The sequence below is a fragment of the Epibacterium sp. MM17-32 genome (assembly GCF_022348205.1).
Lineage (GTDB): Bacteria > Pseudomonadota > Alphaproteobacteria > Rhodobacterales > Rhodobacteraceae > Epibacterium.
Genome location: NZ_JAKRFC010000001.1, coordinates 309,351 through 335,479, shown reverse-complemented (window position 1 = coordinate 335,479; position 26,129 = coordinate 309,351). Strand labels below are relative to the sequence as shown.

At 61.5% G+C, this 26,129-nt stretch carries 22 protein-coding genes and 1 tRNA gene; 11 read left to right on the top strand and 12 right to left on the bottom strand.

Annotated elements, in window-relative coordinates:
- Window positions 1–5 precede the first annotated feature (5 nt).
- Together MHM88_RS01555 and MHM88_RS01550 are read right to left on the bottom strand one after the other, a co-directional pair.
- Window positions 6–1,049, bottom strand: coding sequence for a cysteine desulfurase family protein (locus MHM88_RS01555; protein WP_239359319.1), 1,044 nt, complete (start codon window positions 1,047–1,049; stop codon window positions 6–8).
- Between the two features lie 64 nt (window positions 1,050–1,113).
- Window positions 1,114–1,572: an Rrf2 family transcriptional regulator gene (locus MHM88_RS01550; protein WP_239320272.1), complete on the bottom strand. Its 459-nt coding sequence runs from the start codon at window positions 1,570–1,572 to the stop codon at window positions 1,114–1,116.
- Between the two features lie 183 nt (window positions 1,573–1,755).
- Between MHM88_RS01550 and MHM88_RS01545 the strand changes: the two genes are divergently transcribed.
- The 5 genes from MHM88_RS01545 (at window position 1,756) to typA (ending at window position 6,226) form a co-directional block, all read left to right on the top strand.
- Window positions 1,756–2,409, top strand: coding sequence for an alpha/beta hydrolase (locus MHM88_RS01545; RefSeq protein ID WP_239320273.1), 654 nt, complete (start codon window positions 1,756–1,758; stop codon window positions 2,407–2,409).
- Entirely contained in the window at window positions 2,409–2,657 is a 249-nt protein-coding gene (locus MHM88_RS01540; protein WP_239359317.1) for a hypothetical protein, read from the top strand. The genes MHM88_RS01545 and MHM88_RS01540 overlap by 1 nt, the downstream gene beginning before the upstream one ends.
- Window positions 2,654–3,820, top strand: a complete 1,167-nt coding sequence (locus MHM88_RS01535) for an HD family hydrolase (RefSeq protein ID WP_239359315.1) — start codon at window positions 2,654–2,656, stop codon at window positions 3,818–3,820. Before MHM88_RS01540 ends, MHM88_RS01535 begins: the two co-directional genes overlap by 4 nt.
- 130 nt (window positions 3,821–3,950) lie before the next feature.
- A complete protein-coding gene (locus tag MHM88_RS01530; protein ID WP_239320283.1) occupies window positions 3,951–4,280 on the top strand; it encodes a multidrug efflux SMR transporter in 330 nt (109 codons plus the stop codon).
- Window positions 4,281–4,405: 125 nt separating this feature from the next.
- Entirely contained in the window at window positions 4,406–6,226 is a 1,821-nt protein-coding gene (typA, locus tag MHM88_RS01525; RefSeq protein ID WP_239359313.1) for a translational GTPase TypA, read from the top strand.
- Between the two features lie 68 nt (window positions 6,227–6,294).
- On the opposite strand, the gene MHM88_RS01520 is transcribed toward typA, so the two are convergent.
- The 5 genes from MHM88_RS01520 to recA all read right to left on the bottom strand — a co-directional run bounded on the left by MHM88_RS01520 (window position 6,295) and on the right by recA (window position 11,880).
- Window positions 6,295–7,071 carry a class II glutamine amidotransferase gene (locus MHM88_RS01520; RefSeq protein ID WP_239359307.1) on the bottom strand — a complete coding sequence of 259 codons (777 nt, stop codon included), beginning with the start codon at window positions 7,069–7,071 and terminating at the stop codon, window positions 6,295–6,297.
- A 120-nt stretch (window positions 7,072–7,191) separates the two neighbouring features.
- Window positions 7,192–7,479: a DUF1330 domain-containing protein gene (locus MHM88_RS01515; RefSeq protein ID WP_011538572.1), complete on the bottom strand. Its 288-nt coding sequence runs from the start codon at window positions 7,477–7,479 to the stop codon at window positions 7,192–7,194.
- A 6-nt stretch (window positions 7,480–7,485) separates the two neighbouring features.
- Window positions 7,486–10,137 carry an alanine--tRNA ligase gene (alaS, locus tag MHM88_RS01510; RefSeq protein ID WP_239359305.1) on the bottom strand — a complete coding sequence of 884 codons (2,652 nt, stop codon included), beginning with the start codon at window positions 10,135–10,137 and terminating at the stop codon, window positions 7,486–7,488.
- Between the two features lie 121 nt (window positions 10,138–10,258).
- Window positions 10,259–10,804 carry a hypothetical protein gene (locus MHM88_RS01505; RefSeq protein WP_239359303.1) on the bottom strand — a complete coding sequence of 182 codons (546 nt, stop codon included), beginning with the start codon at window positions 10,802–10,804 and terminating at the stop codon, window positions 10,259–10,261.
- Window positions 10,805–10,806: 2 nt separating this feature from the next.
- Window positions 10,807–11,880 (bottom strand): recombinase RecA, encoded by a 1,074-nt coding sequence (gene recA / locus MHM88_RS01500; protein ID WP_239359302.1) that lies wholly within the window; start codon window positions 11,878–11,880, stop codon window positions 10,807–10,809.
- Window positions 11,881–12,075: 195 nt separating this feature from the next.
- On the opposite strand from recA, the gene MHM88_RS01495 reads away from it, so the two are divergent.
- On the top strand, window positions 12,076–12,672 hold the full coding sequence (locus MHM88_RS01495; RefSeq protein WP_239359300.1) for a gamma-glutamyl kinase: 597 nt from the start codon (window positions 12,076–12,078) through the stop codon (window positions 12,670–12,672).
- Window positions 12,673–12,678: 6 nt separating this feature from the next.
- On the opposite strand, the gene MHM88_RS01490 is transcribed toward MHM88_RS01495, so the two are convergent.
- From MHM88_RS01490 to guaB, 3 genes are all read right to left on the bottom strand, one after another.
- Window positions 12,679–14,988, bottom strand: a complete 2,310-nt coding sequence (locus MHM88_RS01490) for an ATP-binding protein (RefSeq protein ID WP_239359299.1) — start codon at window positions 14,986–14,988, stop codon at window positions 12,679–12,681.
- Between the two features lie 102 nt (window positions 14,989–15,090).
- Complete coding sequence (locus MHM88_RS01485) at window positions 15,091–16,260, bottom strand: RsmB/NOP family class I SAM-dependent RNA methyltransferase (protein ID WP_239359293.1); 1,170 nt, start codon at window positions 16,258–16,260, stop codon at window positions 15,091–15,093.
- Between the two features lie 41 nt (window positions 16,261–16,301).
- A complete protein-coding gene (gene guaB / locus MHM88_RS01480; RefSeq protein ID WP_239320306.1) occupies window positions 16,302–17,750 on the bottom strand; it encodes an IMP dehydrogenase in 1,449 nt (482 codons plus the stop codon).
- Window positions 17,751–17,939: 189 nt separating this feature from the next.
- Between guaB and MHM88_RS01475 the strand changes: the two genes are divergently transcribed.
- The 4 genes from MHM88_RS01475 (at window position 17,940) to MHM88_RS01460 (ending at window position 22,068) form a co-directional block, all read left to right on the top strand.
- The gene (locus MHM88_RS01475; protein WP_239359291.1) at window positions 17,940–19,088 is read left to right on the top strand and encodes a CaiB/BaiF CoA-transferase family protein; all 1,149 of its coding nucleotides are present in this window, start codon (window positions 17,940–17,942) and stop codon (window positions 19,086–19,088) included.
- 136 nt (window positions 19,089–19,224) lie between these two features.
- Window positions 19,225–21,270: an ASKHA domain-containing protein gene (locus MHM88_RS01470; protein WP_239359289.1), complete on the top strand. Its 2,046-nt coding sequence runs from the start codon at window positions 19,225–19,227 to the stop codon at window positions 21,268–21,270.
- A 70-nt stretch (window positions 21,271–21,340) separates the two neighbouring features.
- Window positions 21,341–21,414, top strand: a tRNA-Gly gene (locus MHM88_RS01465).
- Window positions 21,415–21,588: 174 nt separating this feature from the next.
- On the top strand, window positions 21,589–22,068 hold the full coding sequence (locus tag MHM88_RS01460) for a thioesterase family protein (protein ID WP_239321468.1): 480 nt from the start codon (window positions 21,589–21,591) through the stop codon (window positions 22,066–22,068).
- Window positions 22,069–22,095: 27 nt separating this feature from the next.
- On the opposite strand, the gene pgl is transcribed toward MHM88_RS01460, so the two are convergent.
- Window positions 22,096–22,767 carry a 6-phosphogluconolactonase gene (gene pgl, locus MHM88_RS01455; RefSeq protein WP_239359287.1) on the bottom strand — a complete coding sequence of 224 codons (672 nt, stop codon included), beginning with the start codon at window positions 22,765–22,767 and terminating at the stop codon, window positions 22,096–22,098.
- 120 nt (window positions 22,768–22,887) lie between these two features.
- Window positions 22,888–23,157, bottom strand: coding sequence for an usg protein (locus MHM88_RS01450; RefSeq protein ID WP_239359275.1), 270 nt, complete (start codon window positions 23,155–23,157; stop codon window positions 22,888–22,890).
- A gap of 143 nt (window positions 23,158–23,300) precedes the next feature.
- Here MHM88_RS01450 and gyrA point away from each other — a divergent pair, with 143 nt between their 5' ends.
- Entirely contained in the window at window positions 23,301–26,087 is a 2,787-nt protein-coding gene (gene gyrA / locus MHM88_RS01445) for a DNA gyrase subunit A (protein WP_239359273.1), read from the top strand.
- The last annotated feature ends 42 nt before the right edge of the window (window positions 26,088–26,129 follow it).

Genomic DNA, 26,129 nt, shown 5'->3' with positions numbered 1-26,129 from the left:
TCACCTCACGCCGAACGGGCGCGATGTTTCTTCTGTTTGGCGCACCAGCTTTCAGCAAAGCGCAGCACATCCGTTTCCGTCGTCTGCGGCCCGAGCGATACGCGGATCGCACCCTGGGCCGTCGTCTCGTCATATCCCATTGCGGTCAGAACCGCGCTGGCGCGCACCTTGCCGCTGGAGCAGGCGCTGCCCGCGCTGATCGCGAACCCCGCCAGATCCATCTGCATGACCTGCGTTTCGCCTTTCCATCCAGGGGTGGCGAAACAAGAGGTATTGGGCAGGCGACGCGCATCCTTGCCCACAAAAATAGTGTCTGGGCACTCCGCCGCAAGCGCCTTTTCTAGAATATTTCTAATTTCTGCAACCCGGTCCCAAACCCCGCTGTCGAGGTCCCTGGACGCCGCTTCAGCTGCGGCGCCGAACCCTGCGATTCCAATCACATTTTCCGTCCCGGACCGGCGTCCCATCTCCTGGCCGCCGCCTTTGATCTGCGCAGCGAGATCCGTGCCGCGCCTGAGCACCACGGCACCAATGCCCTTGGGCCCGCCAAGCTTGTGCGCCGAGATCAGCGCCATGGTCGCGCCCATCCAGTTGAACGCCACCGGCAGTTTGCCAAAGGCCTGCGTCGCATCCGTCACCGCGAGCCCGTCGGGCAGGTCCTGGATAATGCCGGTTTCGGAGTTGGCCAGCTGCACGCAAGAGGTCTGCGGGTCGGTAACCTGCACGCGACCAGAGGCATCGACAGACAAATCCTCTTTGATCCAAGACCTTACAGCATCATGTTCAAGCGCGGACCCATGCAGGTCACGCCCGGCCAGGGCCAGCGCAGCCCCCTCCGTAGACCCGGAGGTAAAGACCACATCCGCGCCCTCGGCCCCAAAGGCGGCAGCCACCTGAGCCCGGGCACGTTCGATGATCGCCTTCGCCGCACGCCCCTCGGCATGCACAGAGGACGGATTGCCACTGACACCCATCGCCGCAATCATCGCGGCTTGCGCTTCTGGGCGCAGCGGCGATGTGGCATTGTGATCAAGATAAACACGGGTCATGGAGTCATCTTTTTGAATTGGCCACTGGGCTGGGTGATCGGCGGATGTGTCCTGTCAGGACCGGCTATTCATCCACCACAGAAAAGAGATTTGGAACCGCCGGACAGGGCGCGAGGTCGTTTTCGATCACATCGGACAGGCGGGTCTGGTGCAGGAACACATAGACATGCGCGCTCAGCCCCTCCCACAGGCGATTGGTCAGGGATTGCGCCCGGCTGCCGCAAGAGCCACCGGACACCCCGGCCCCTTTGTGCATGGCATCAACGGTCTCATCAACAGCAGCCAGGATTTCCACCACCCGGATCTCCGACGCCGGACGTGCCAACCGGTACCCGCCGCCGGGCCCGCGAACCGAGGCCACCAATCCGGCGCGCCGCAGCTTGACAAACAGCTGCTCCAGATACGGCAGGGAAATCGCCTGGCGTTTCGATATGTCTGCCAGAACCACCAGCCCCTCGGCCGGTTGCAGCGCGATATCCGCCAGCGCGACCATTGCATAGCGGCCCTTTGTCGAAAGCTTCATCTGCTCACCCTTTCACCGAAAAGGCAGCAAATGATTGACGATACCCCTGTCAATGCGTATCTCAGCTTGACAAGGTGCCGGTGCCCACCTGCGCCTCTTTAGAATTGTTCTAAGATGTCAGAGAGATTTCGTCAAGCATATCTCTCCGACATCCCCGCCAAAAAGAGTAGGATCCACCCACCCATGCCTGAGGTCATTTTTCCCGGACCCGAAGGACGGCTGGAAGGCCGTTATCACCCGCAAAAGGAAAAGGACGCGCCGATCGCCATCGTGCTGCATCCGCACCCGCAATTCGGCGGGACCATGAATAACAAGGTGGTCTACAACCTCCACTACGCGTTCTACAACATGGGCTTCACTGTACTGCGGTTCAATTTCCGTGGCGTGGGCCGGTCGCAGGGCGAATACGATCAGGGCGTCGGCGAGCTGTCGGATGCGGCCTCGGCACTCGATTATCTCCAGTCGATGAACAACAACTCCAAGCATTGCTGGGTTGCGGGCTTCTCCTTTGGCGCCTGGATCGGCATGCAGCTGTTGATGCGTCGTCCGGAAATCACCGGGTTCATCTCGGTTGCGCCGCCGGCGAACATGTATGACTTTTCCTTCCTGGCGCCCTGCCCGTCCTCCGGCCTGATCATCAATGGCACCGCCGACCGTGTGGCCCCACCCGCCGATACCGTGAGCCTTGTGAACAAGCTGCACGAGCAGAAGGGCATCACCATCACCCATGATGAGATCGAGGGCGCGGATCACTTCTTCCAGGAGCCGCATATGGACACGATGATCGGCAATGTCTCCGATTATGTAAAACGGCGCCTCACCGAAAGCAGCCGCTGATGTCGAGCCTGGACACGCTGGCCGCACAGTTGGCGGAGGATACCATCAAGGTCCAGGATGCGCTCGGCGAGGACCGCCTGTTCATGGAGGTCGCCCAGGTTCTCGGGGCGGCGTCCCAATCTCTCGAAGAAGCCTTTCTGACAGAGGTTCGCATCCGCCTTGCAGAACGCAAGGCGCGCGATTTTCTCGGCAAACGTTTAGAGGCCGCAAAGGCCGCGCTTGAAACAGAGGCAAAAAACCGATCATGACGACCCATCTTGTGCAGCAGTTCGAATTCCTCTCTGAAATCGAAAGGCTGCGCGAGGTGGAGCGGCAGAATCTCCTGCTCGATGGCAGCCGGGTCGAGAACTCGGCGGAACACAGCTGGCACCTGGCGCTTTATGCGCTGGCCTTTGCGCCCTATGCACCGCCCGCGGTGTCCATTCCGCGGGTCATGCAGATGCTTCTGCTGCATGACATCGTCGAAATCGACGTTGGCGATCATCCCATTGATGAACCCACCGACTGGAGCGCGGTCGCTGCAGCCGAAGAACGCGCACAAAAACGGATATTTGGCCTCCTGCCCGATCCGCAGGCCACCGCACTGCAAGCCTGCTGGCAAGAATTTGAAGCCGCAGAAAGCGCCGATGCGCGCTTTGCAAAAGCGCTGGACTACTGCCAGCCGATCTTTCAAACGCTTTGCGCTGTTTCGCCTCCCAAGGATCATCTGCGCGTGGTCTGTGAAAACCTGACCACCGGCCGCGCAACCACCCTGAAGGACCGCTTTCCCGAGGCCTATGCGGCGGCGCTTGAACTCTTGAGCGGGGCTGAGGTCAGCGATCCCGACTTTGCCGCAAGGTTGGCGTTCCTCTCCGAAGCGGACCGGTTGAAATCCATCCTGCGGGCCTCTCGCATTGCCTCCGACACGCGTTTTGAGAACTCTGCCGAACACAGTTGGCACATCATGCTCCATGCGTGGATCCTGGCCCCGCACAGCATTGCGCAGGTGGATGTGACGCGGGTGCTGACCATGCTCCTGCTACACGATCTGGTGGAGATCGATGCCGGAGATGTGCCGATCCACTCGACGCTCGACGCTGATGCGCTCGCCCGGATCGAGGCAGAGGAACTGGCGGCCGCGCAGCGCATCTTTGGCCTGCTGCCCGATGCCCAGGCCGCCGAGTGCCTGAAGATCTGGCAGGAATTCGAAGCCGCGAACAGCAGTGACGCCATCTTTGCAAAATCCATCGACCGGGTGCAGCCGGTGCTGTTGAACATCGCCACCGGTGGCGGCAGTTGGGTCGAATATGATGTCACCCTGCCCCAGCTCGAAAGCCGCGTTGGGGACAAGATCGCCCGTGGCGCACCAGAAGTCTGGGCCCATGTGCGCGCCCTCCTGCTGCCTTGGTTTACCGAACGCGGCAGGCTGTGACGCCCGCGCGGTGCAGGGCAAACGCGGTTCACGAAATTTCCCCTCTTGCGTCGGCGGGCAAGGCAGGATTTGACAGGCCTGCCGCCAGCCCTTCGGCCCAGGGCGGCCTCATGAGGCAAGAGGACACGTCATGCATTATCTCTACCTGATGGCCGCCGTACTGGCCGAAACCATCGGCACCACCGCCCTTCAGGCCAGCCAGCAATTCACCCGGCTGCTGCCCTCGGTCATTGTTGTCGTGGCCTATGGGGCATCATTCTTTCTGATGAGCCTGACGCTGAAATTCATGCCCGTTGGCATCGTCTATGCGATCTGGTCGGGCCTGGGCATCGTGCTGATTGCGGCGATCGGCTTTATCGTCTTTGGCCAACGCATTGATCTGCCTGCACTTGCCGGCATGGCGATGATCATCTGCGGCATCCTGATCATCCATCTGTTTTCCGCCAGTTCCGGCCACTGACCGCCTGTCCGGGCGCTACAGGGTGCGGCAGCGCAGCGACGGTTGCGCGGGCAACCCGCTTTTGCACTAGCCATGGCGGCTTTATCGAGGTATGCGCCCGGCAACCCCAATCAAAGGCATACCTCATGGACCTGCGCAATATTGCGATCATCGCGCACGTTGACCACGGCAAAACCACACTGGTTGACGAGCTTCTGAAACAATCCGGCGCCTTCCGCGAAAACCAGGCAGTGGCGGAACGCGCCATGGACTCCAACGATCTGGAACGCGAACGCGGCATCACCATTCTGGCCAAAGCCACCTCTGTGGAATGGAACGGCACCCGTATCAATATCGTCGACACCCCCGGCCACGCCGACTTTGGGGGCGAAGTGGAGCGCATCCTCTCCATGGTTGATGGTGTGGTGCTGCTGGTGGACGCTGCCGAAGGCCCAATGCCGCAGACCAAATTCGTGACCTCCAAGGCGCTGGCGCTGGGTCTGCGCCCCATCGTGGTGCTGAACAAGGTCGACAAGCCTGACGCCGAGCCTGACCGCGCGCTGGACGAATGCTTCGATCTCTTTGCCAATCTTGGCGCAGATGACGATCAGCTTGATTTCCCGTCCATGTATGCCTCCGGTCGCTCCGGCTGGGCCGATTTGGAGCTGGATGGCCCGCGCAAGGATCTCTCGGCGCTGTTTGACCTCATCGTGAAGCACGTCCCCGCGCCCAAGCAGATCGCGCAGAAGGATGAGCCCTTCCGCATGCTGGCCACCACGCTCGGCTCCGACCCCTTCATGGGCCGCATCCTGACCGGCCGTGTTGAGAGCGGCACGCTCAAGGTCGGTGACAACCTCAAGGCCCTGAGCCGCGAAGGTGACCTGATCGAGAATTTCCGCGCCACCAAGATCCTTGCGTTCCGCGGCCTTGCCCAGCAGCCGATTGACGCCGCCGAGGCGGGTGACATCGTCACGATCGCGGGTATGACCAAAGCCACCGTTGCGGACTCGCTGGTGGACACCTCGGTCACCGATGCCCTGCCCGCGCAGCCGATCGATCCGCCGACCATTACCGTGACCTTTGGCATCAACGACAGCCCGCTGGCGGGTCGTGATGGCAAGAAAGTCCAGTCGCGCGTGATCCGGGATCGCCTGATGAAAGAGGCGGAGTTGAACGTGGCAATCGAGGTCACCGACACCCCCGGTGGCGAGGCGTTTGAGGTCGCAGGCCGTGGCGAATTGCAGATGGGCGTTCTCATTGAGAACATGCGCCGCGAAGGGTTCGAACTGTCGATCTCCCGCCCGCAGGTGCTGTTCACCGAGGAAAACGGCCAGCGCATGGAACCCGTCGAGGAAGCCACCATTGACGTGGATGACGAATACTCCGGCGTGGTAATCGAAAAGCTCACCGGCAACCGCAAGGGTGAGCTGGTCGAGATGAAGCCCGCAGGTGCCGGCAAGACCCGCATCATCGCGCATGTGCCGTCGCGTGGCCTGATCGGCTATCACGGCGAATTCCTGACCGACACTCGTGGCACCGGCGTTCTGAACCGCGTGTTCCATGGCTGGACTCCGCACAAGGGCTCCATTCCGGGCCGTCGCGCTGGCGTTCTGATCTCCATGGAGAACGGTCAATCCGTGGCCTATGCGCTGTGGAACCTCGAAGAACGCGGCAAGATGTTCATCGGCGCCCAGGCCGACGTCTACACCGGCATGATCATTGGCGAGCACAGCCGCGACAATGACCTTGAGGTGAACCCGCTTAAGGGTAAAAAGCTGACCAACGTGCGCGCCTCCGGCTCTGATGACGCGGTGCGCCTGACCACGCCGGTCACGCTCTCGCTGGAAGAGGCAATTGCCTACATCAACGATGACGAGTTGGTCGAGGTGACGCCGAACTCCGTGCGCCTGCGCAAGCGCTACCTTGATCCGCATGAGCGGAAGCGGATGGCAAAGACCAATAGCTGATCGCCACCTGAATAATGCAAAGAGGCCCGGTCATTTTTGACCGGGCCTTTTCATTTGTGCATGTTCAATCAGAGGACAGGAACAAAATCCTCTATTTCCGCGTCCTCAGCTGTGTATCGGCAAAAGGATCCAGCGGGCACGGATTGCCAGCACTCTCCCTTGTGCAGGGGTTCAGACACCAGCAGACGCCCGCGGCCGTCGGCTGTCTTGCTGCTGTAAACGGTCGGTGCCAGATGATCGGAGGCATAGCGCACCGCGTAGAGCACGCCGCCGCAGCTGAAGGCCGCGCCGATCCGCATATGGGGTGTGTGGCCGAACTCCCGGCTCAGGCCTTCGAGTTTCCCCACCGCCCGTTGCATCGCGCCTTTGGGATCTTCATAGAGACCCTCCGCAATGGCGATCAGAAACAAGGCCTCACTGTCCGTGGCCCCCTTACGGGCGCCATATAGTTCGTCCGGGATCATCATATCGGCACGGCGGCGGAAGTTCTCGAACCCGCCGACCTGACCGTTGTGCATAAACGACCAGCAGCCATGCGTAAACGGGTGACAGTTGTTGCGACTGGTCGCGGTGCCGGTCGAGGCGCGCACATGCGCCAAAAACAGACCGGAGCGCACCTGATGAGTGATCGACCGCAGGTTGGGATCCGACCAGGCCGGATGCGTGTCGCGATAGAGCCCCGGCTCCTCGCGGCTGTCGTACCACGCTATGCCAAACCCATCGGCATTGGTTTGTGTTTTGCATTCAAAGGCATGGATCGATTGTGCGACCAGCGATTGCTCTGGTTTGCACACAACTTCGTCCAGATAGACTGGAGCGCCGATATACGCGGCCCAACGGCACATGGTGTTCTCCTCGACTCGTCGCGATATCCTGTCACCGCGACGTCGAGGCGCTGTTAATCATGAAAAAGGGCCACGCGAAACGCGCAGCCCAATCTTCTGTTTTGCACAGGTTTTCCGTGTTCAGGCGCTGGTCTCGACGACCATCAGCTCCCGCTCGGAGGCGTCGCGCGCGTGGCTCAGCGCCTCCTGGTATTCGGGGCTGTTGTAGCAGTCGACGGCGGCCTCAACGCTGGGGAATTTTGCGACCACATTGCGCGGACGCTCCTTTCCTTCAAGCTGAACAAACCGCCCGCCGCGGGCGATGAACTCGCCGCCATGCTTGGCGATTGCCGGGCCTGCAAGCTCAGCATATTTGCCGTAGGCGTCAGCGTCGGTGACGGTCACATGTGCGATCCAGAGTGCGGGCATGTTGCGTTATCCTTCCAGAAAAGTTTCGGCGGCCTTGATGGCCTCAGCAGCACCAGAGAAATCCTTGCCGCCGCCCTGCGCCATATCGGGACGACCACCGCCGCCCTTGCCACCCACGGCCGGAACCGCGGCCCGCAGCACATCGACAGCCGAGATGTCACCGGTCAGATCGTCGGTTACACCAGCGGCAACCGCAACCTTGCCGTCATCTTCGGCGATCAGCAGGATCACACCGGACCCGATCTTCTGCTTGTGTGCGTCGATCAATCCGCGCAGATCCTTGCCGGACACCCCTTGAAGCGCCTGACCGAGGAAAGTCTTGCCGCCGATCTCCTTGGTTTCGGCGCCGCCGTCGGAGCCGCCGCCCATGGCGATCTGCTGTTTGAGCGTGGCAATCTCATTCTGCAGCGCCTTGCGCTCGTCCATCAGCACCTTCAGACGGTCCATCACGTCAGCGGGCTGCGCCTTGAGTGCTCCGGCGACCTCCGCCATTCGGGCCGCTTCGCGCTCCAGGTGGTCAAAGGCTGCCGCGCCGGTCAGCGCCTCGATCCGGCGCACCCCAGCGGAGGACGCGCTATCCCCGAGGATCACAAAGGTCCCGATATCGCCGGTCTGTTTCACATGCGTGCCACCGCAAAGCTCGATGGAGTAGGTATCACCATCGGCACCCTTGCCGGTGTTGGCGCGCCCCATGGAGACCACGCGCACTTCTTCGCCGTATTTCTCGCCAAAGAGCGCCTGCGCGCCCAAGGCACGGGCATCATCCGGGGTCATGATCCGGGTGCTTACCGGAGAGTTTTGGCGAATGAAATCATTCACTTCCGAGGCAATCTTCGACAGATCCTCCTGGCTCACGGCCTTATTGTGACTGAAATCGAACCGCAGACGATCCGCCGCATTGAGCGAGCCCTTCTGCGCCACGTGATCGCCAAGCGCGTTGCGCAATGCCTCGTGCAGCAGGTGTGTCGCAGAGTGGTTGGCGCGGATCTGAGTGCGGCGGGTGTGGTCCACCTCCATCGCCGCGCCGCTGCCCACGGAAATCTCGCCTTCGGTCACCTCGGCGATATGCAGGAACAGCCCCTCAACCTTCTTGGTATCGGTGATCCGCGCGGCACCGCCCTCGACGGTCAGAACGCCAGTGTCGCCGACCTGACCACCACTCTCGCCATAAAACGGCGTCTGGTTCAGGATGATCTGGACGCTGTCGCCCTTTGAGGCCGTTTCAACCTTGGCGCTATCCTTGATCAATGCAACGATCTGTCCCTCGGCCTTCTCGGTCTCATAGCCGAGGAATTCCGTCGTGCCCTCGGCATCCACGATGTCGAAGTAGACTTTGACATCCGCGGCGTCCCCCAGACCAATGCCACCGGCGCGCGATTGCTCCTTCTGCGCCTTCATCGCGGCATCAAAACCATCGGTGTCGACGTCGACGCCCCTGGCGCGCAACGCATCCTGGGTCAGGTCGAGCGGGAAGCCAAAGGTATCGTAGAGTTTGAACGCGGTTTCGCCGGGCAGCACGTCGCCTTTGTCGAGGTCGACGGAGGCCTCGTCCAGCAGTTTCAGACCTCGGTCCAAGGTCTTGAGAAAGCGGGTTTCTTCCTGCTCAAACGTCTCCTCAATGAGCGCCTGACCCTGGCCAAGCTCCGGATAGGCCGCGCCCATCTGGCTGACCAGCGCCGGCACGAGCTTGTGCATCACCGGATCGGTCGCCCCCAGCAGGGAGGCATGGCGCATGGCGCGGCGCATGATGCGGCGCAGCACATAGCCACGGCCCTCGTTGGAGGGCAGCACACCTTCGGCAATCAGGAAGGAACAGGACCGCAGGTGGTCGGCGATGACGCGATGGTGCACGTTGTGATCGCCGAAAGGCTCACTGTTGGTGACCGTCGCCGAGGCCTCGATCAAGTATTTGAACAGGTCGGTCTCGTAGTTGTCATGGGTGCCCTGCAACAGCGCCGCGATACGCTCCAGCCCCATACCGGTGTCGATCGACTGCATGTCGAGATCAACCATGGACCCATCTGCAAAGCGCTCGTTCTGCATGAACACGAGGTTCCAAATCTCGATAAAGCGATCCCCGTCTTCCTCGGGCGAGCCCGGAGGGCCACCCCAGATATGATCGCCGTGGTCATAAAAGATCTCGGTGCAAGGACCACAGGGACCGGTATCGCCCATCTGCCAGAAGTTGTCAGAGGTCGCGATGCGGATGATCCGATCCTCGGGAACGCCGACTTTCTTCCAGATTTCAAAGGCTTCGTCATCGGTGTGATAGACGGTGGTATAAAGCTTGTCTTTCGGGATATCGAACTCGCCGGTGATCAGCTCCCAGGCAAAGGGGATCGCCTCGTTCTTGAAATAATCGCCAAAGGAGAAGTTGCCGAGCATCTCGAAAAACGTGTGGTGGCGGGCGGTGTAACCGACGTTGTCGAGGTCATTGTGCTTGCCGCCCGCGCGCACGCATTTCTGCGAGGTGGTCGCCCGCACGTAGTCGCGCCTGTCCACGCCGGTAAAGCAGTTCTTGAACTGCACCATGCCGGAGTTGGTGAACATCAGCGTCGGGTCATTGCGCGGCACCAGCGGGCTGGAGTCCACGACCTCATGGCCCTGCTTGGCAAAATAGTTCAGAAAGGTCGACCGGATGTCGTTCAAGCTGGGCATGTCAACGCGGCTCTCTAGATGTGATTGGAACAGTCCAAAGCGGTTTATCGCGCCCATGCAGGGCTGTCCACCGCCCAAAGCGCATGTGGCAGTTTCCCAAAGAAAACAGTGGGATTGAGCGCTATTTTTTGATCATAAGATCGCCGTTGGAAAACGACCCGGCACGTTCGACTGAGCAGAGTATCCCCCGCAGGCGCAGTGCGCGGTTCTCCGGCAGGTCCACCCAATCCTTGGTCGCAGTGCCATAGCGGGCTTTCCACTTGACGCAGCCATCGTTGAAGACGTCAGACACCCGCAACGCGGCGCTGCCGACCTGCAAGAGCTGTCCGGCGGGCAGGTTTTCCTCGGAGAGATCCATATCCACGATGAATGTATCGCCGGGGTGTGGCACCTCCTCGCGGTTGCGCCAGACCAGATCCAGCACTCGCTTTGACAGGATACAGACCTGAATGCCGGGATGGGGCGCGCCATCCTCCAGCGTCAGCCACGGGCGGCTGGACCAACGCTCGCCGGGGATGCCGCCCTCGGGCGTTACCGAGATCTCCTCGACAAAGCGGCGCTGATTGTAGGCCGGACGCAGGCACAACATGGAAATGGCCGCCCGATCTTTCGGGGCGGCCATCACATGCGGCAGGGCCGCATTCAGTTCCTCAAGGGTGACGTGCATCGTCAGCCTTCAAACAGGACGTCATCATTCTGCGCCTCGGGCGGCATGTCGAAATCAAGCCCATGGGCGGCGCGGATCTTGTCCTCGATCTCCAAAGCGATACGAGAGTTTTCGCGCAGATAAGTCTTGGCGTTCTCACGCCCCTGCCCGATCCGCTCATCCCCGTAAGAGAACCACGCGCCGGATTTGTTGACCACGCCCGCAGCAACACCAAGGTCGAGCAATTCACCCATTTTGGAGATGCCCTCGCCATACATGATGTCGAATTCAACCTGCTTGAACGGCGGTGCGACCTTGTTCTTCACCACCTTGACGCGGGTGGCGTTGCCGACAACCTCATCCCGGTCTTTGATCGAGCCGATGCGGCGAATGTCCAGACGCACGGAGGAATAGAACTTCAGCGCGTTGCCGCCGGTGGTGGTTTCGGGCGAGCCGAACATCACGCCGATTTTCATGCGGATCTGGTTGATGAAGATCACCATGCATTTGGAGCGGCTGATGGACCCGGTGAGCTTGCGCATCGCCTGGCTCATCAGGCGGGCCTGCACGCCGACGTTGCTGTCGCCCATGTCGCCCTCAAGCTCTGACTTCGGGGTCAATGCTGCCACGGAGTCGACGATCACCATGTTCACCGCACCGGAACGCACCAGCGTGTCGGTGATCTCAAGCGCCTGTTCGCCGGTGTCGGGCTGCGAAATCAGCAGCTCGTCCAGGTCGACGCCGAGTTTGCGCGCATATTGCGGATCAAGCGCGTGTTCCGCGTCCACAAAGGCGCAGACACCGCCCTTTTTCTGCTGTTCCGCAATGCAGTGCAGCGTCAGCGTGGTCTTGCCCGAGCTTTCCGGGCCGTAAATCTCGACAATGCGGCCCATCGGCAGACCGCCGATGCCAAGCGCGATGTCCAGGCCCAGCGAGCCGGTGGAGCTTGCCTCGATCTCCTGCAAGGCCGTGCCATCGCCGAGTTTCATGATCGAGCCCTTGCCGAACTGCCGTTCGATCTGGGCAAGCGCGCTGTCCAAGGCCTTCTGCTTGTCGCCGCTCTTCTTGTCGTCCTTCATGGTCAATAGATCCGCCATAGTACCCGTGTCCTTCTCTATGTGTCACACCCGGAGGCGGACGACAATGACTGCTTTGTTCTCCTCTTGTTCCTTATGGGGTCAAAACAAGAACATTGCAAGGAAATTTCATACTCTCTCACGGGACTGGCAACGTGGTTAAGGATCGGTTTACAAAGCCGTGACAGTTTGAACTATTGCCGGAGCTTTAACGTCATGATGGTTTTTTACCGCGCGCGACTGGCGCTGCTATCGGTGCCCAAGACCGGCACCACGGCGCTGCAATCGGCGCTCCGGCCGCATGCGGATCTGGTGATTTCCGATCCGCCAGAGCTCAAACACGCGCCGCTCTACCGCTACAACCGCTGGCTCCGGCCGATGTATGAGAGAGTTTGCGACACCGAACTGGAGGTGGTTGCCATCATGCGCGAGCCGATCAGCTGGCTTGGCAGCTGGTATCGCTTCCGCCAGCGGCCGCATCTCGATGGGCGGCCAACCTCGACCAAGGGCATGAGCTTTGACGAGTTTGTCACCGATTACTGCCGCGGCAAACGCCCGCCGCATGCCAATGTCGGAAGCCAGGCCAAGTTCCTGGAGGCGCAGCCCAATGGCTGCCGTGTGACGCATCTTTTTGCCTACGAGAACCTCGCCCCCTTTCATGCGTTCATGCAGGACCGCACCGGCCTTCGCATTGAAACGCAACGGGAAAACGTCAGCCCGGCGGGGGATCTCAGCCTGAGTGCCAACATCGAGGAAAAGCTAAAGCGCAAACACCCGGAGGAGTTTGCGCTTTATGGCGCGATCCCGCGCTGAGACAGCCTATTGCAATTGTGACTGCACCGTTTCGGTCAACTGGCTGAGCGAGAACGGTTTGGCCAGGAACACGGAGTTCGGCACATCCGGTTCCGCATCCCCAAAGGCCCCTTCGGAATAGCCGGAGACAAACACCACCTTGGTGCCGGGGCGTTCTTCAAGCGCCTTGCGCACCCAGGTGGGGCCGTCCATGCCGGGCATGATGACATCGGTGACAAAGACATCGACACTGAGGTTCGGGTCTTCCAGCGTGTCGAGTGCCTCCTCGGCGGATTCGGCCTCGAGCACCGTGTAACCGCGCATCCGGAGCGCGCGTGACGCAAAGGCGCGCACCGGCGCCTCATCCTCCACCAGCAACACGACCCCTTCGCCATGCTGCGCCGCGGGGGCCTTGGCCTTGGCTTGCGTGGCGGTGTCGTCTTCCTCCACCGGGGCGTCGCTGCGATAGACCGGGAAATAGAGCGTGAACTTGGTGCCCTGATTCAGCACGGAATCGACAAAGATAAAGCCGCCGGTCTGCTTGATGATGCCATACGCCGTGGACAGGCCAAGACCGGTGCCCTCGCCAGTGCGCTTGGTGGTGTAGAAGGGCTCAAACACCTTTTGCAGCTTGTCCGGTGAAATCCCGGTGCCTTCATCGCTGACCTGAATGGTAACCCATTCGCCCGGCGGCACCACGGCACGGTTGCGCTCCAGCGGGGTGTCCAGCGAGACCACCTCGGTCTCCACCCGGATCTCGCCGCCGCTCGGCATCGCATCGCGCGCGTTCACCACGAGGTTCATCAACACCTGTTCCAGCTGGCGTTTATCGGCGCGGATGGAGCGCATGACCGGATCGTGGCTGAGCGTCAGCGACACTTTTTCGCCCACCAGACGGTTCAGCAGGTGCGTCAGATCAGAGAGCGTCTCGCGCACATCAAGCACCTCGGGCTGCAAGGTCTGCTTGCGCGAGAAGGCCAGAAGCTGGCTCACGAGGGCGGCGGCACGGTTGGCGTTCTCATGGATCTGGATCAGATCGCCATAGTCCTGATCGCCCTGGTCATGGCGCAGCAGCAGCAGATCGCAATGGCCCGAAATCGCCGTCAGCAGGTTGTTGAAATCATGCGCAACACCGCCCGCAAGCTGGCCGATCGCCTGCATTTTCTGGCTTTGCACAAATTGCGCCTCGAGCGTTTTCAGCTCGGTTGCGTCATTCAGCACCGCCATCAGCAAGGTCTCACCCTCTTCGATCACCCGCGTCAGGGTGACCTGGACAAAGACCTCCTTGTCATCGCGCGAGACGCGCAGAAATTCGGATTTATGCGGCGCAAGCCCCTTGGCCGTTTCCTGCAGCCAGTCGTTCATCGGCCGGCCCAGCCCTTCCATCAGCTGGCCCAGCTGCACCCCTTCGGCCTGTTCAACGCCAAGAAGCCGCATCGCCATGCGGTTGACCGACAGCACCTCGCCCCCCGGGCGGATTTTCAGCAGCGGCACCGGCAACCCTTCGAATCCGGTGTGCGGGCCGCTGTCCTCGACCTCGGCCTTCATGAAGTAAAGCTCGCTGCGCCCCTGTCCGCGGCTGTGCTCGCTGACAAGAACCTCGACCGCGCCGGCCTTGGTCATGATCGTATTGATGCGCCCCGGAACCACCGGCAGCGATGTGAACAGGCGCTCGGTGGATTTGACGCGCTCTCCGATCAAGCTGCGCGCGGCCTCGTTCATGAACAGAACCGCGCCCGTGCGCCCGACCGAGATCATCGGCACGGGGCTCGATTCCGCGTTGCGCCCGGTCTGGCGCTCGCCCATGTCCTCGACCCGCCACAGGAAGCTGGCATTGGCCATCTCATGCACCGAAAGCCGGACGTGGCCCCGACGGGTCACGATATCCTCGCGCGCCGCCCCTTCGAGCTTGGCGCGGCTCTGAAGCCGGAACAACACCGCCGAGGGATTGGCCAGAACCGAGCGCAACGTGCCGGCGATGGTCTCGCTCTCGGTGCCGTCGAACCGCTTCAATGCGGCACTGTTGCAGGCATGGATCACCCCGTCCTCGTCGGTGACGAAACTGGGCGACGCATCCTTGTCGATGAATCCCGCCAGCAACTCGCTGGCCATGGCCCGGGCATTCTGGCGCATGCGGGACTGCACAAAGATCAAGCTGGAGACCCCGGCGAGGGTCAGGCCAACGGCGATCAGGGCCCGCCCGATCCAGTCCGGCACCGGCAGGATCCAGGGCACGAGGACCAGCAGCAGGGCCAGGAAAAACGTCGCGGCGAGCCGCGCCTGTTCGGGCGTCTGTACCTTGAGGTCAGGCACGATCGATGAGGTGCGACCGATCATTTCGGCTCCGTTTACAATCTTCATGCGGCAATAACGCGTTATCCTTGGTTAAAGCGGGGTTAACCAAAGTGCCCTATCGCAGAACTTTCCAACAGATTAATGTTACCGGCCCCGCCGGAATACAGACACATAAAAGCCATCGGTGCCAGTATGAACATGCCAGGATTGTGTGCTCAAGGCCTGCCACCCCGGGGTGCGGTCCAGAAAGGCTTGCGACTGATGCGCATTTTCCACATCCAGCATGGAACAGGTGGCAAAGGCCAGAACCCCGCCCTCTGCCACCAGCTGCGCCGCTTCATCGAGGATGCGCGCTTGCAGCGTGGTCAGTTCATCCAGCGCCTGAGATGTCAAACGCCATTTGCCTTCGGGATCACGCCGCCAGGAGCCGGAGCCGCTGCAGGGCGCATCACATAACACCAGATCAAAAGGCGCATGGCTGCGCAGCTCTTGCGTGCTCAGGCAGGAGATCGTCACCCCGGCCCGCGCGGCGCGCTCCGGTATATCTTTCATCCGCCGCGGTTCGACGTCATGCGCATAGAGGTCGAGATCGGCGGCGGCGGCCATCGCCAGCGCCTTGCCCCCACCGCCGGCACAATAGTCAAGCACCCGCTGGCCATTTTGCAAAGGTAGCGCATCGACGACCGCCTGACTGGCGGCGTCCTGCAATTCCACAAAACCCTGGGTGTAGCTTTCCGCGTTTTTCACACGGCGCGCCCCCGAGGTTACGGTCAACGCGGTCGGAGACGCCGGATGCGTGGTGGCCTCGATCCCCTCTGACGCAAGGCGCGCGATGGCGGCCTCTCGATCCCCTTTTTTCCGGTTCACCCGCAGATGCACCGGTGCCCGGCGGCGCAGGGCTTGCGCCGCTTGCACCGCCTGCGTACCGAGGCTGCGTTCAAACACGGGCCAGAGCCAGTCGGGCAGATCATTCGCCTCGGCCAGAGATCCAAAATCCCGTGGTGGCTGGGTCTCTGTCGTCTCAAGCGGTGACGGCGCGTGCCCGACACCGGTGAACAGCTCCGCCGGATCACGCCCGTCGTCCCGCATGGCGCCGATCAGCAGCCCCCGTCCGGTCCGGCTGCCCCCCAGAACCGCATGTGACCGCAGGCAGCGCAGGGCCTGAAACACGTGATCGCGCACCGCAGCCCGGTCCTTGGACCCGGCAAAGCGGCTGCGGCGGCCCCACGTGGTCAACGCTTTCTCCGCCGCCTGCCCCGCAAGGATGTCATCCAGGATCTCGATCGCCGCCTGCACGCGGGCGCCGGGCGTCATCGGGCGCCCTTTGCAGAAATGGTCCGTGTCACGCCAAGCCCTCAGCCGATGCGGTAATTCGGGCTTTCGCGGGTGATCTGCACGTCGTGCACATGGCTTTCCTTCAACCCGGCGCCGGTGATGCGGACAAACGAGCAGTTCTTGCGCATGTCAGGCACGGTGGCGCAGCCGGTGTAGCCCATCGCCGCCCGCAGACCGCCAACCAGCTGGTGGATGACCGCGCCCGCCGAGCCCTTGTAGGGCACCTGCCCCTCGATGCCTTCTGGAACCAATTTGTCGCTGGCAGCGTCTTTCTGGAAATAGCGATCCGCAGAGCCGCGCGCCATCGCGCCCATGGACCCCATGCCACGATAGGATTTGAACGACCGGCCCTGATAGAGGATCACCTCGCCCGGGCTTTCATCGGTGCCCGCGATCATCGAGCCGACCATGGCGCAGGAGGCCCCGGCGGCGATCGCCTTGGCAAAATCGCCCGAGAATTTGATACCGCCATCGGCGATCACCGGGGTTTCGCCCGCAGCGCCAGCACAATCCATGATCGCCGTCAGCTGCGGCACGCCGACGCCCGCAACCATGCGGGTGGTGCAGATCGAGCCCGGGCCAATCCCGACCTTGACCGCATCCGCGCCTGCGTCGATCAGCGCCCGGGTGGCATCGGCGGTCGCGACATTGCCCGCGATCACCTGAACTTCGCTCGACAACGCCTTGATCCGCTTGACCGCTTCGATCACCCCTTCGGAGTGGCCATGGGCGGTATCGACCACCACCACATCCACACCGGCATCAATCAGCGCCTCGGACCGTTCAAAGCCGCTGTCGCCGACGGAACTGGCAGCCGCCACGCGCAAGCGCCCCAGATCATCCTTGCAGGCGGTCGGGTTCAGCACCGCCTGCTCCGTATCCTTGAGGGTCAGCAGGCCGGTCAGCTTGCCGTCCTTGTCGGTCACCAGCAGTTTTTCGATGCGACGCGCCTTCATCAGGGACTTCGCCTCTTCGCGCTCTGCCGGTTCCTGCAGCATGGCAAGGTTCTCGGAGGTCATCATCACCGACACCGGGGTGTTGTCATCCGACGCAAACCGCATGTCGCGATTGGTGACGATCCCGACGACGCGGCCCGCATCATCCACCACCGGGAAACCGGTTACGCGATACCGCTCTTGCAGGGCCTTGGCATCCGCGAGGGTCTGATTGGCATGCAGGGTGATGGGGTTGTAGACGATGCCGCTTTCGAAGCGTTTGACCCGCCGCACCTGGCGCGCCTGCTCTTCCACATCGAGGTTCTTGTGAATGACCCCCATGCCGCCCGCCTGCGCCATGGTGATCGCCATACGGGACTCTGTCACCGTATCCATCGCCGAGCTCAGCAGCGGAATATTGAGCGAGATTGCGCGGGTCACCCGCGTGCGTGTATCCGCCGTATTCGGCAGAACACTGGATGCGGCCGGAACCAGCAAAACATCGTCAAAGGTGAGAGCCTCACGAATCTGCATCTGTCTTCCCCATGCAAAACACCGTTTGGCGGTGACCCTATTGCACAGTTTGACAGGATGGGAAAGAGGCCACGTCCATTTTTCGCCGCAACGCGGCACCGCTGGCGTGTTTTCCTGATACAGATCAAAGAGCTGTCGCATACCTCCTCTATACCCCGATCACAGAGCCCCCTGAACGGAGACACGATCATGAGCAGCCCCCTCGACGGTGTCGTCATCCTTGACCTGACCCATGTGCTGGCTGGCCCCTATGCCTCGATGACGCTGGCCGACCTCGGCGCCCGGGTGATCAAGGTCGAACGCCCCGGCACCGGCGATGACACCCGCGCATTCCCTCCCTTCAAGGACGGCGAAAGCGCCTATTTCGCGACCATCAACCATGGCAAGGAGAGCATCGCGCTCAACTTGAAGAACATCGATGATCGCTCTGTTTTCGAAGCGCTTCTTGCCCGGTCCGATGTTGTTCTGGAGAATTTTCGCCCCGGCGTGATGGAGCGGCTTGGCTATGGCTGGGAGGATCTCCGGGTCAAACATCCGCGGCTGATCTACGGCGCGGTGTCCGGCTTTGGCCACACCGGCCCCGAGGCGGCGCGGCCCGCCTATGACATGGTGGTCCAGGCCCGGGGCGGCGTGATGTCCATCACCGGCGAGCGCGACCGGGAGCCGGTGCGGGTCGGCGCCTCGATCGGGGACATTGCCGCCGGCATGTTTCTGGCCCAAGGCGTCCTGGCCGCGCTCCTGCATCGCCAGCAGACCGGCCACGGCCAGAAAATCGACATCGCCATGCTGGATTGCCAATTGGCGATGCTCGAACACGCCATTGCCCTGACCACTGTGAGCGGTGAACCGCCGCGCCCCTCCGGCGCGCGTCACCCCTCGATCACGCCTTTTGAGACCTTTCACGCGGCCGACGGGCTGTTTGTCATCGCGGCCGGGAATGACGTGCTGTTCGCCCGGCTCTGCGCGGCGCTGCAATTGCCGATCGCCGAAGATCCGCGCTTCAAGACCAATCCGGCGAGATGCGAGAATGCGCGTCTTCTCAAACGCTTGATCGAGGCCGTTACACTGGAGGAAGGCAAACAGCACTGGATCGACCTTCTGACAGAAGCCGGTATTCCGACAGGTCCGATCCAGAATGTCGCAGAGGTCTTGCAAGACCCGCAGATCCGCGCGCGGAACATGGTGGTGGATGTGCTCGACCCGGCCGGACGCCCCGCCTATGTCGCCGCCGGAAACCCGATCAAGATGAGCGCGCTTGCCGATCCCGACACCCGAGCCCCCGCCCCCAGCCTGGATGGCGACCGGGCAGAGATTCTCGCTTGGCTCAACAGCACATAGGCGCCGCCGCCCGGGTGCGGCACGCCCAAATCCACGCCCGATGCCGCCGATGTGTCAAAAAATGACGGTGGCTGCCTATCCTCCGGCCAAAAGTGACATATGCTCTGCATGAAATGCGGAAATAAGAGGCTGAGGCATGTCTGACGATCCCCTCGTTGTGTTTACTCCATCCGGCAAACGCGGACGGTTTCCTGTTGGCACACCGGTGTTGACCGCGGCGCGGCAACTCGGGGTGGATCTCGATTCGGTCTGTGGCGGGCGCGGGATCTGCTCCAAATGCCAGATCACGCCGTCTTATGGCGAGTTCTCCAAACACGGGGTGACGGTAGCCGATGACGCCCTGTCCGAGTGGAACAAGGTCGAGCAACGCTACAAGGACAAGCGCGGGCTGATCGACGGGCGTCGCCTCGGCTGCCAGGCCCAGATCGAAAAAGACGTGGTAATCGATGTCCCGCCGGAGAGCCAGGTCCACAAGCAGGTGGTGCGCAAACGGGCCGAGGCCCGCGACATCGTCATGAATCCCGCGATCCGGCTGTTCTACGTCGAGGTGGAAGAGCCCGACATGCACAAGCCCTCGGGCGATCTTGAACGCCTGTGTGAAGCCCTGGACAAACAGTGGGAAATCAAGGACGTAAAGGCCGACATTCACATCCTTCGGCAATTGCAACCAGTGCTGCGCAAAGGGGCCTGGAAGGTGACTGTCGCCGTGCATCTGGGGAATGACTACCAGCCCCCGCGCATCATGCACATCTGGCCCGGATATTATGAGGGCACCATTTACGGACTTGCGGTCGACCTTGGCTCGACCACCATCGCGGCGCATCTGTGCGACCTCAAGACCGGCGAGGTGCTGGCCTCCTCCGGCATCATGAACCCGCAGATCCGCTTTGGCGAGGATCTGATGAGCCGGGTCTCCTATGCGATGATGAACAAGGGCGGCGATCTGGAGATGACCCGCGCCGTGCGCGAGGGCATGAATGCGCTGTTTGCGCAGATCTCGCAGGAAGCGCAGATCGAGCAGTCGCTCATCATGGACGCGGTATTCGTCTGCAACCCGGTGATGCACCACCTGTTCCTGGGCATCGATCCGTTCGAGCTGGGCCAGGCGCCGTTTGCACTGGCCACCTCCAACGCCCTGGCGCTTGATGCCAGCGACCTGGACCTCACCTTGCACCCGGCGGCCCGGGTCTACCTGTTGCCCTGTATCGCCGGCCATGTCGGCGCCGATGCCGCTGCGGTGGCCCTGTCGGAAGCGCCGGACAAATCCGAGGACCTCGTTCTTGTTGTCGACGTCGGAACAAACGCCGAGATCCTATTGGGAAACAAGGACAAAGTCCTCGCCTGCTCGTCGCCGACCGGCCCCGCCTTCGAAGGGGCGCAGATCTCCTCCGGGCAACGCGCCGCCCCCGGTGCGATCGAGCGGGTCGAGATCAACCCCGACACCAAGGATCCGCGGTTCCGGGTGATCGGATCGGACAAGTGGTCCGACGAGGACGGGTTTGAAGAAAGCATCGCAACCACCGGAATTTCCGGCATTTGTGGCTCCGGTATCATCGAAGCGATTGCGGAGATGCGGCTTGCAGGCGTGCTCGATGCCTCCGGCCTCATCGGCTCGGCCGAGCAGACCGGCACTGCGCGTTGTGTCCCCGAGGGCCGCACCAATGCCTATCTGCTCTGGGATGGCAGCGCCGAGGGCGGACCGCGCATCACCGTGACCAATCCCGACATTCGCGCAATCCAGATGGCCAAGGCCGCGCTTTATTCCGGGGCCCGGCTCCTGATGGACAAGATCGGCGTCGATACCGTGGACCGTGTGGTTCTCGCAGGTGCCTTCGGGGCACATATTTCCGCCAAACACGCGATGGTTCTGGGCATGATCCCGGATTGCCGGATCGAAAAGGTCACCAGCGCCGGCAATGCCGCCGGCACCGGGGCACGCATTGCGCTTCTCAATACCAACGCCCGCAATGAAATCGAGGAAACGGTGCGCCGGATCGAAAAGATCGAAACCGCCGTGGAACCCCGCTTTCAGGAGCATTTTGTCAATGCCTCCGCGATCCCCAACTCTGCCGACCCCTTCCCGATCCTGGAGACCGTGGTCACCCTGCCGAATGTGTCCTTTAACGTCGGGGGTGGCGAAGGCGACAGCGCAGGTGGCCGCCGTCGCAGGCGGCGCGGATAAGGCGTTGAAAATTCGCCACGCGCGCACTTGACGACCTTGGCGCAGAGGCATAAAGCTCTGCTCCACAGGCGCGGGTATGATGTAATGGTAGCCTGTCAGCTTCCCAAGCTGAACGCGCGGGTTCGATTCCCGCTACCCGCTCCATTTTGGTGACTTCCCTTGATATCAGCCGGTTGCATGGCACCCTTTACGTGGAGTTCATCGGCGACCTCCGTCTGTCCAGCGCGCGCCCGGTGAACGGAGCTGCGCACCCGTCGCCCCCCGGATCGATCAAAAAAGATATTGCGCATCACCGGCGCAGCCCCTACGCCGTTGGACATGGATTTACGCTTTCTCACCCCGCTCAGCCCCGACGAACAACTGGCCCACGGGCTGCCTGCCCCTGTGCCCATGGCGATGGCGGACCGGGTGCGGTTTTCCGAGATCGACATCCTGCAGCACGTGAACAACAAAGCCTATCTGGATTGGTTCGAAGCGCTGCGCGTGCATTACTACAATTCCCATTTCCGGCACCACTTTGCAGAGATTGGCGCAGAGCCACGCCATGTGGTTCGCAACGCAAATATCCATTACGCAAAGGAAATGGTGCTTGGGGAAACCTACCTGACCACCGCGCGCGTGTTGTCCTTTCGGCGCACCTCCTACACGATGGAGCAGCAGATCTGGTCGGGCGATCTTCGTGCCAGCATGGTCGGCGTCATGGTGTTCCGCACGCCCGATGGCACAAGCGGATGTCCGATCCCCGAGAGCCTGCGGCAACAGTTCATTGATCTGGACGGGGCAACCGAGGACACATGACCCCGGTCGCCGCAGTTCTGGTCGCCGCTACGGCGCCCAATGAACCTGGCACTCCGACAGAACCGCCTGAATCGGCGCCTCTTCCGGCGGCAGGCTGACGGCGCGATCCAGCGCCTCACGCTTTGCGTCCCCAAAAATCACCAGGTGTTTGGCCATGGCACTGTCGAGGATTGGCGCTGTCAGAGTGATCCGCGCCTCCGGCTGACTGTCGGGACGCATCACCGCCAAGGCACCGGCATCGGCCGACAGCGCCTCTGCCAGCCCCGCAACACCGGGAAACAGGGACGCGGTGTGCATGTCTTCGCCCATGCCCAGCAGGACCACCGCCAGGTTGCACTGGGATTTCACCTGTTCCGACAGCGAAACTACAGCGTTATCAGGTTCTTCGCCCTCGACGTAAAAGGGCAGAAACTGCGCGACGGCGGCCCGGTTGGTGAGCAGGCGATTGCGGATCAGGCGCGCGTTTGATCGCTCGCTGTCGGCGGGCACCCAGCGCTCATCCGTGGCCATCACACAGACATTTTCCCAATCCAGTTCCGCGGCGCAGAGATCATCAAAGATCGGACCGGGAGTCGTGCCCCCGGCAACGGCAAGTGCGGCCTGGTCGTGACGCAACAGATGGTTCTTGAGATCGCCGGCAATCCGGTTGGCAACGGCGATGGACAGCATTTCCCTGTCCGGGTATTCTTTGAAATTCATGTAGTTGCTCCTCATTCCTGAGACAGCCCCTCGGGGACGTCTCTGCGCTTGGCAGAACTGTGTCACAGGATGCGAAGCAGGCCAAGAGCGCCCGTTGCGACGGCGCTCTGGGCAGGAGGCTCAATTGATGTAGAACTCGCCCACGACATTGCGCCATTCGCCGCTCGACATCATCTTGCGATGGGAAAACCGCACATGATGAAGCGGTCCTTCGATTTCTTCCTTCCAGAAGTCGATGAAGGACAACAGACGCGGGTGATCCGGCGCCAGATCGTAGTCCTGCCACACGAAGGTGTTCAGGACATGCGCATAATCCGGCATGTGATAGGTAAATTCGGCCGTGGTCAGGCCATAGCCCTTGAGCATCAATTCGGTTTCAGATGGGGCCATGTCGGTCCTCCTTTGACTGATCGATGGCTCTAGCCTACCGCTCAAGAGTAAATTTTCAAATAAATCAGTTTATTAGCAGATAGCCGGGAGTGCTGCCAAGGTTTGCGAGGCTGCTTGCTTGCACGGTATATGCGCGGTCTGATATGGTGCCTCCACAACATATAGATCCCAAAGAGAAGCGGGCAGCCAACGTGAGCGATACGCCGGAAACTCCTGAAAACCCTGATGAAAACCTGCCGATGCGTCCATCCTTTGATGGTCCGACGGTTTCCATCGAATCCGAGATGCGCAATTCGTATCTCGACTATGCGATGTCGGTCATCGTCAGTCGTGCCATTCCCGACCTGCGGGACGGGCTGAAGCCGGTACACCGCCGGATCCTCTATGCGATGCATGAGACCGGCAACAGCCACGACAAGGCCTACCGCAAGTCTGCCCGCCCCGTCGGCGACGTGATGGGTAAATACCACCCACATGGCGACAGCGCGATCTATGACGCCCTTGTGCGGATGGCGCAGGACTTTTCGATGTCGCTGCCGCTTCTGGATGGCCAGGGCAACTTCGGCTCCATGGACGGCGATAACCCAGCGGCCATGCGCTATACCGAGGTGCGGATGGACAAACCTGCCGCCTTCATGCTCGCGGACATTGAAAAAGAAACGGTTGATTTCCAGGACAACTACGACGGCAAGGACAAGGAACCCACTGTTCTGCCAGCACGTTTTCCGAATATGCTGGTCAATGGCGCCGGTGGTATTGCGGTCGGTATGGCCACCAATATCCCGCCGCACAATCTGGGCGAAGTGGTCGATGCAACCCTTGCGCTGATCGAAGATCCGGATCTGACCTCAGAACAGCTGATCGACTATGTACCGGGTCCCGATTTCCCGACCGGCGGCGTGATGCTGGGCCGGTCCGGCGCGCGCAAGGCCTATCTTGAGGGTCGTGGCAGCGTCATCATCCGCGCAAAGGCCCGTGTCGAGGAGATCAGGAAAGACCGCTACGCCATTGTTGTCGATGAGATTCCCTATCAGGTGAACAAGGCGTCCATGATCGAGAAGATCGCCGAACAAGTGCGCGAAAAACGCATCGAAGGCGTGTCTCACGTGCAGGACGAATCCGACCGCAACGGCGTGCGCGTGGTCATCGAACTGAAGCGCGATGCCACCGCCGAGGTCGTTCTGAACCAGCTTTATCGTTTCACGCCGATGCAAACATCCTTTGGCTGCAACATGCTGGCGCTGAACGGTGGCCGTCCGGAACAGCTGACCCTGCGCAAATTCCTCACGTCTTTCATCGACTTCCGCGAAGATGTTGTGGCGCGGCGCACCGCCTACAATCTGCGCAAGGCGCGTGAACGCAGCCACATCCTCTGTGGTCTGGCGGTTGCCGTTTCCAACGTCGACGAGGTGGTCGCCACCATCCGTTCCTCTGCGGATGCCGCCGAGGCCCGTCAGAAACTGATGACACGCCGCTGGCCGGCATCGGAGATCGCAGGCTATATTCGTCTGATCGACGATCCGACCCACACGATGAACGAGGACGGCACCTATAACCTATCCGAAGTTCAGGCCCGCGCGATCCTTGAGCTGCGGTTGCAGCGCCTCACCCAACTAGGGGTCAAGGAGGTCACCGACGAACTTGAAGAACTGGCCGCCAAGATCAAGGAATACCTTGAAATCCTGTCGTCCCGCGAGCGCATCATGGGCATCATCGCCGATGAGCTGGCCGAGGTCAGAGACAGCTTTGCCGTGCCGCGTCGCACCGAGATCGTCGACTGGTCCGGTGACATGGAAGACGAGGATCTGATCGAGCGCGAGGACATGGTGGTGACCGTGACCTCCGGCGGTTATATCAAGCGCACCCCGCTCGCCGATTTCCGCGCCCAAAAACGCGGTGGCAAGGGGCTGTCGGGGATGCAGACCAAAGAAGAGGACGTGGTCACCACGCTCTTCGTCGCCAATACCCACACGCAGCTCCTGTTCTTCACCACCGACGGGATGGTCTACAAGCTCAAGACCTGGCGCCTGCCGCAGGGTGGCCGGACCTCCAAGGGCAAGGCGATCGTCAATATCCTGCCGATCCCCACGGGGGTCTCCATCGCCGCCATCATGCCGGTGGATCGCGCCGAGGAAGAGTGGAACGATCTGCAGATCATGTTCGCCACATCTGCTGGAACTGTGCGTCGTAACCGCCTGTCGGACTTCACGAATGTCATGCGCAACGGCAAGATCGCGATGAAGTTCGAGGACGACAACGAGGGCACCAAGCTGATCAATGCGCGCATCTGTTCCGAAGATGACGACATCATGCTGGTGACCAATACCGGGCGCGCGATCCGCTTCCCGACGATAGAGGTGCGGGTGTTCAACTCGCGCAATTCCGTCGGTGTGCGCGGGATCAAGCTTGGCGAAGGAGACGAGGTTGTCTCCATGTCGGTGATCCGCCACTCCAAATACACGCCCGAGCAGCGGACGGCCTACCTCAAGATGCGCCGCGCAATGGCCGGTCTCACCGATGAGGATGCCTCTGACGAGGATGCGGTCGAAGATCCGAATTTCTCCACCGAGCTCTTTGCAGAGATGTCTGCGGCGGAAAACCTGATCCTGACGATCACTGCAAAAGGCTCCGGTAAGCTCTCGTCCAGCCACGATTATCCGGTCCGCGGCCGCGGCGGCATGGGCGTCACCGCAATGGACAAGGCAATGCGCGGTGGCGCCTTGGTGGCCTCCTTCCCGGTGGAGCTGGATGACCAGATCATGCTGGCAACATCCAAGGGCCAGTCGATCCGCGTGCCGGTCGATGGCATCTCGTTCCGATCCCGCTCCGCGGGCGGCGTGCGGATCTTCAACACTGGCAAGGGTGAAGAGGTTGTCTCGGTTGCCTGGATTGCGGACAACGGTGACGAGGAAGAAACCGTGGAAGAGTAATCTCTTACCGCTAAAATCTCGCGAAAACGCCGCTCCAGATTT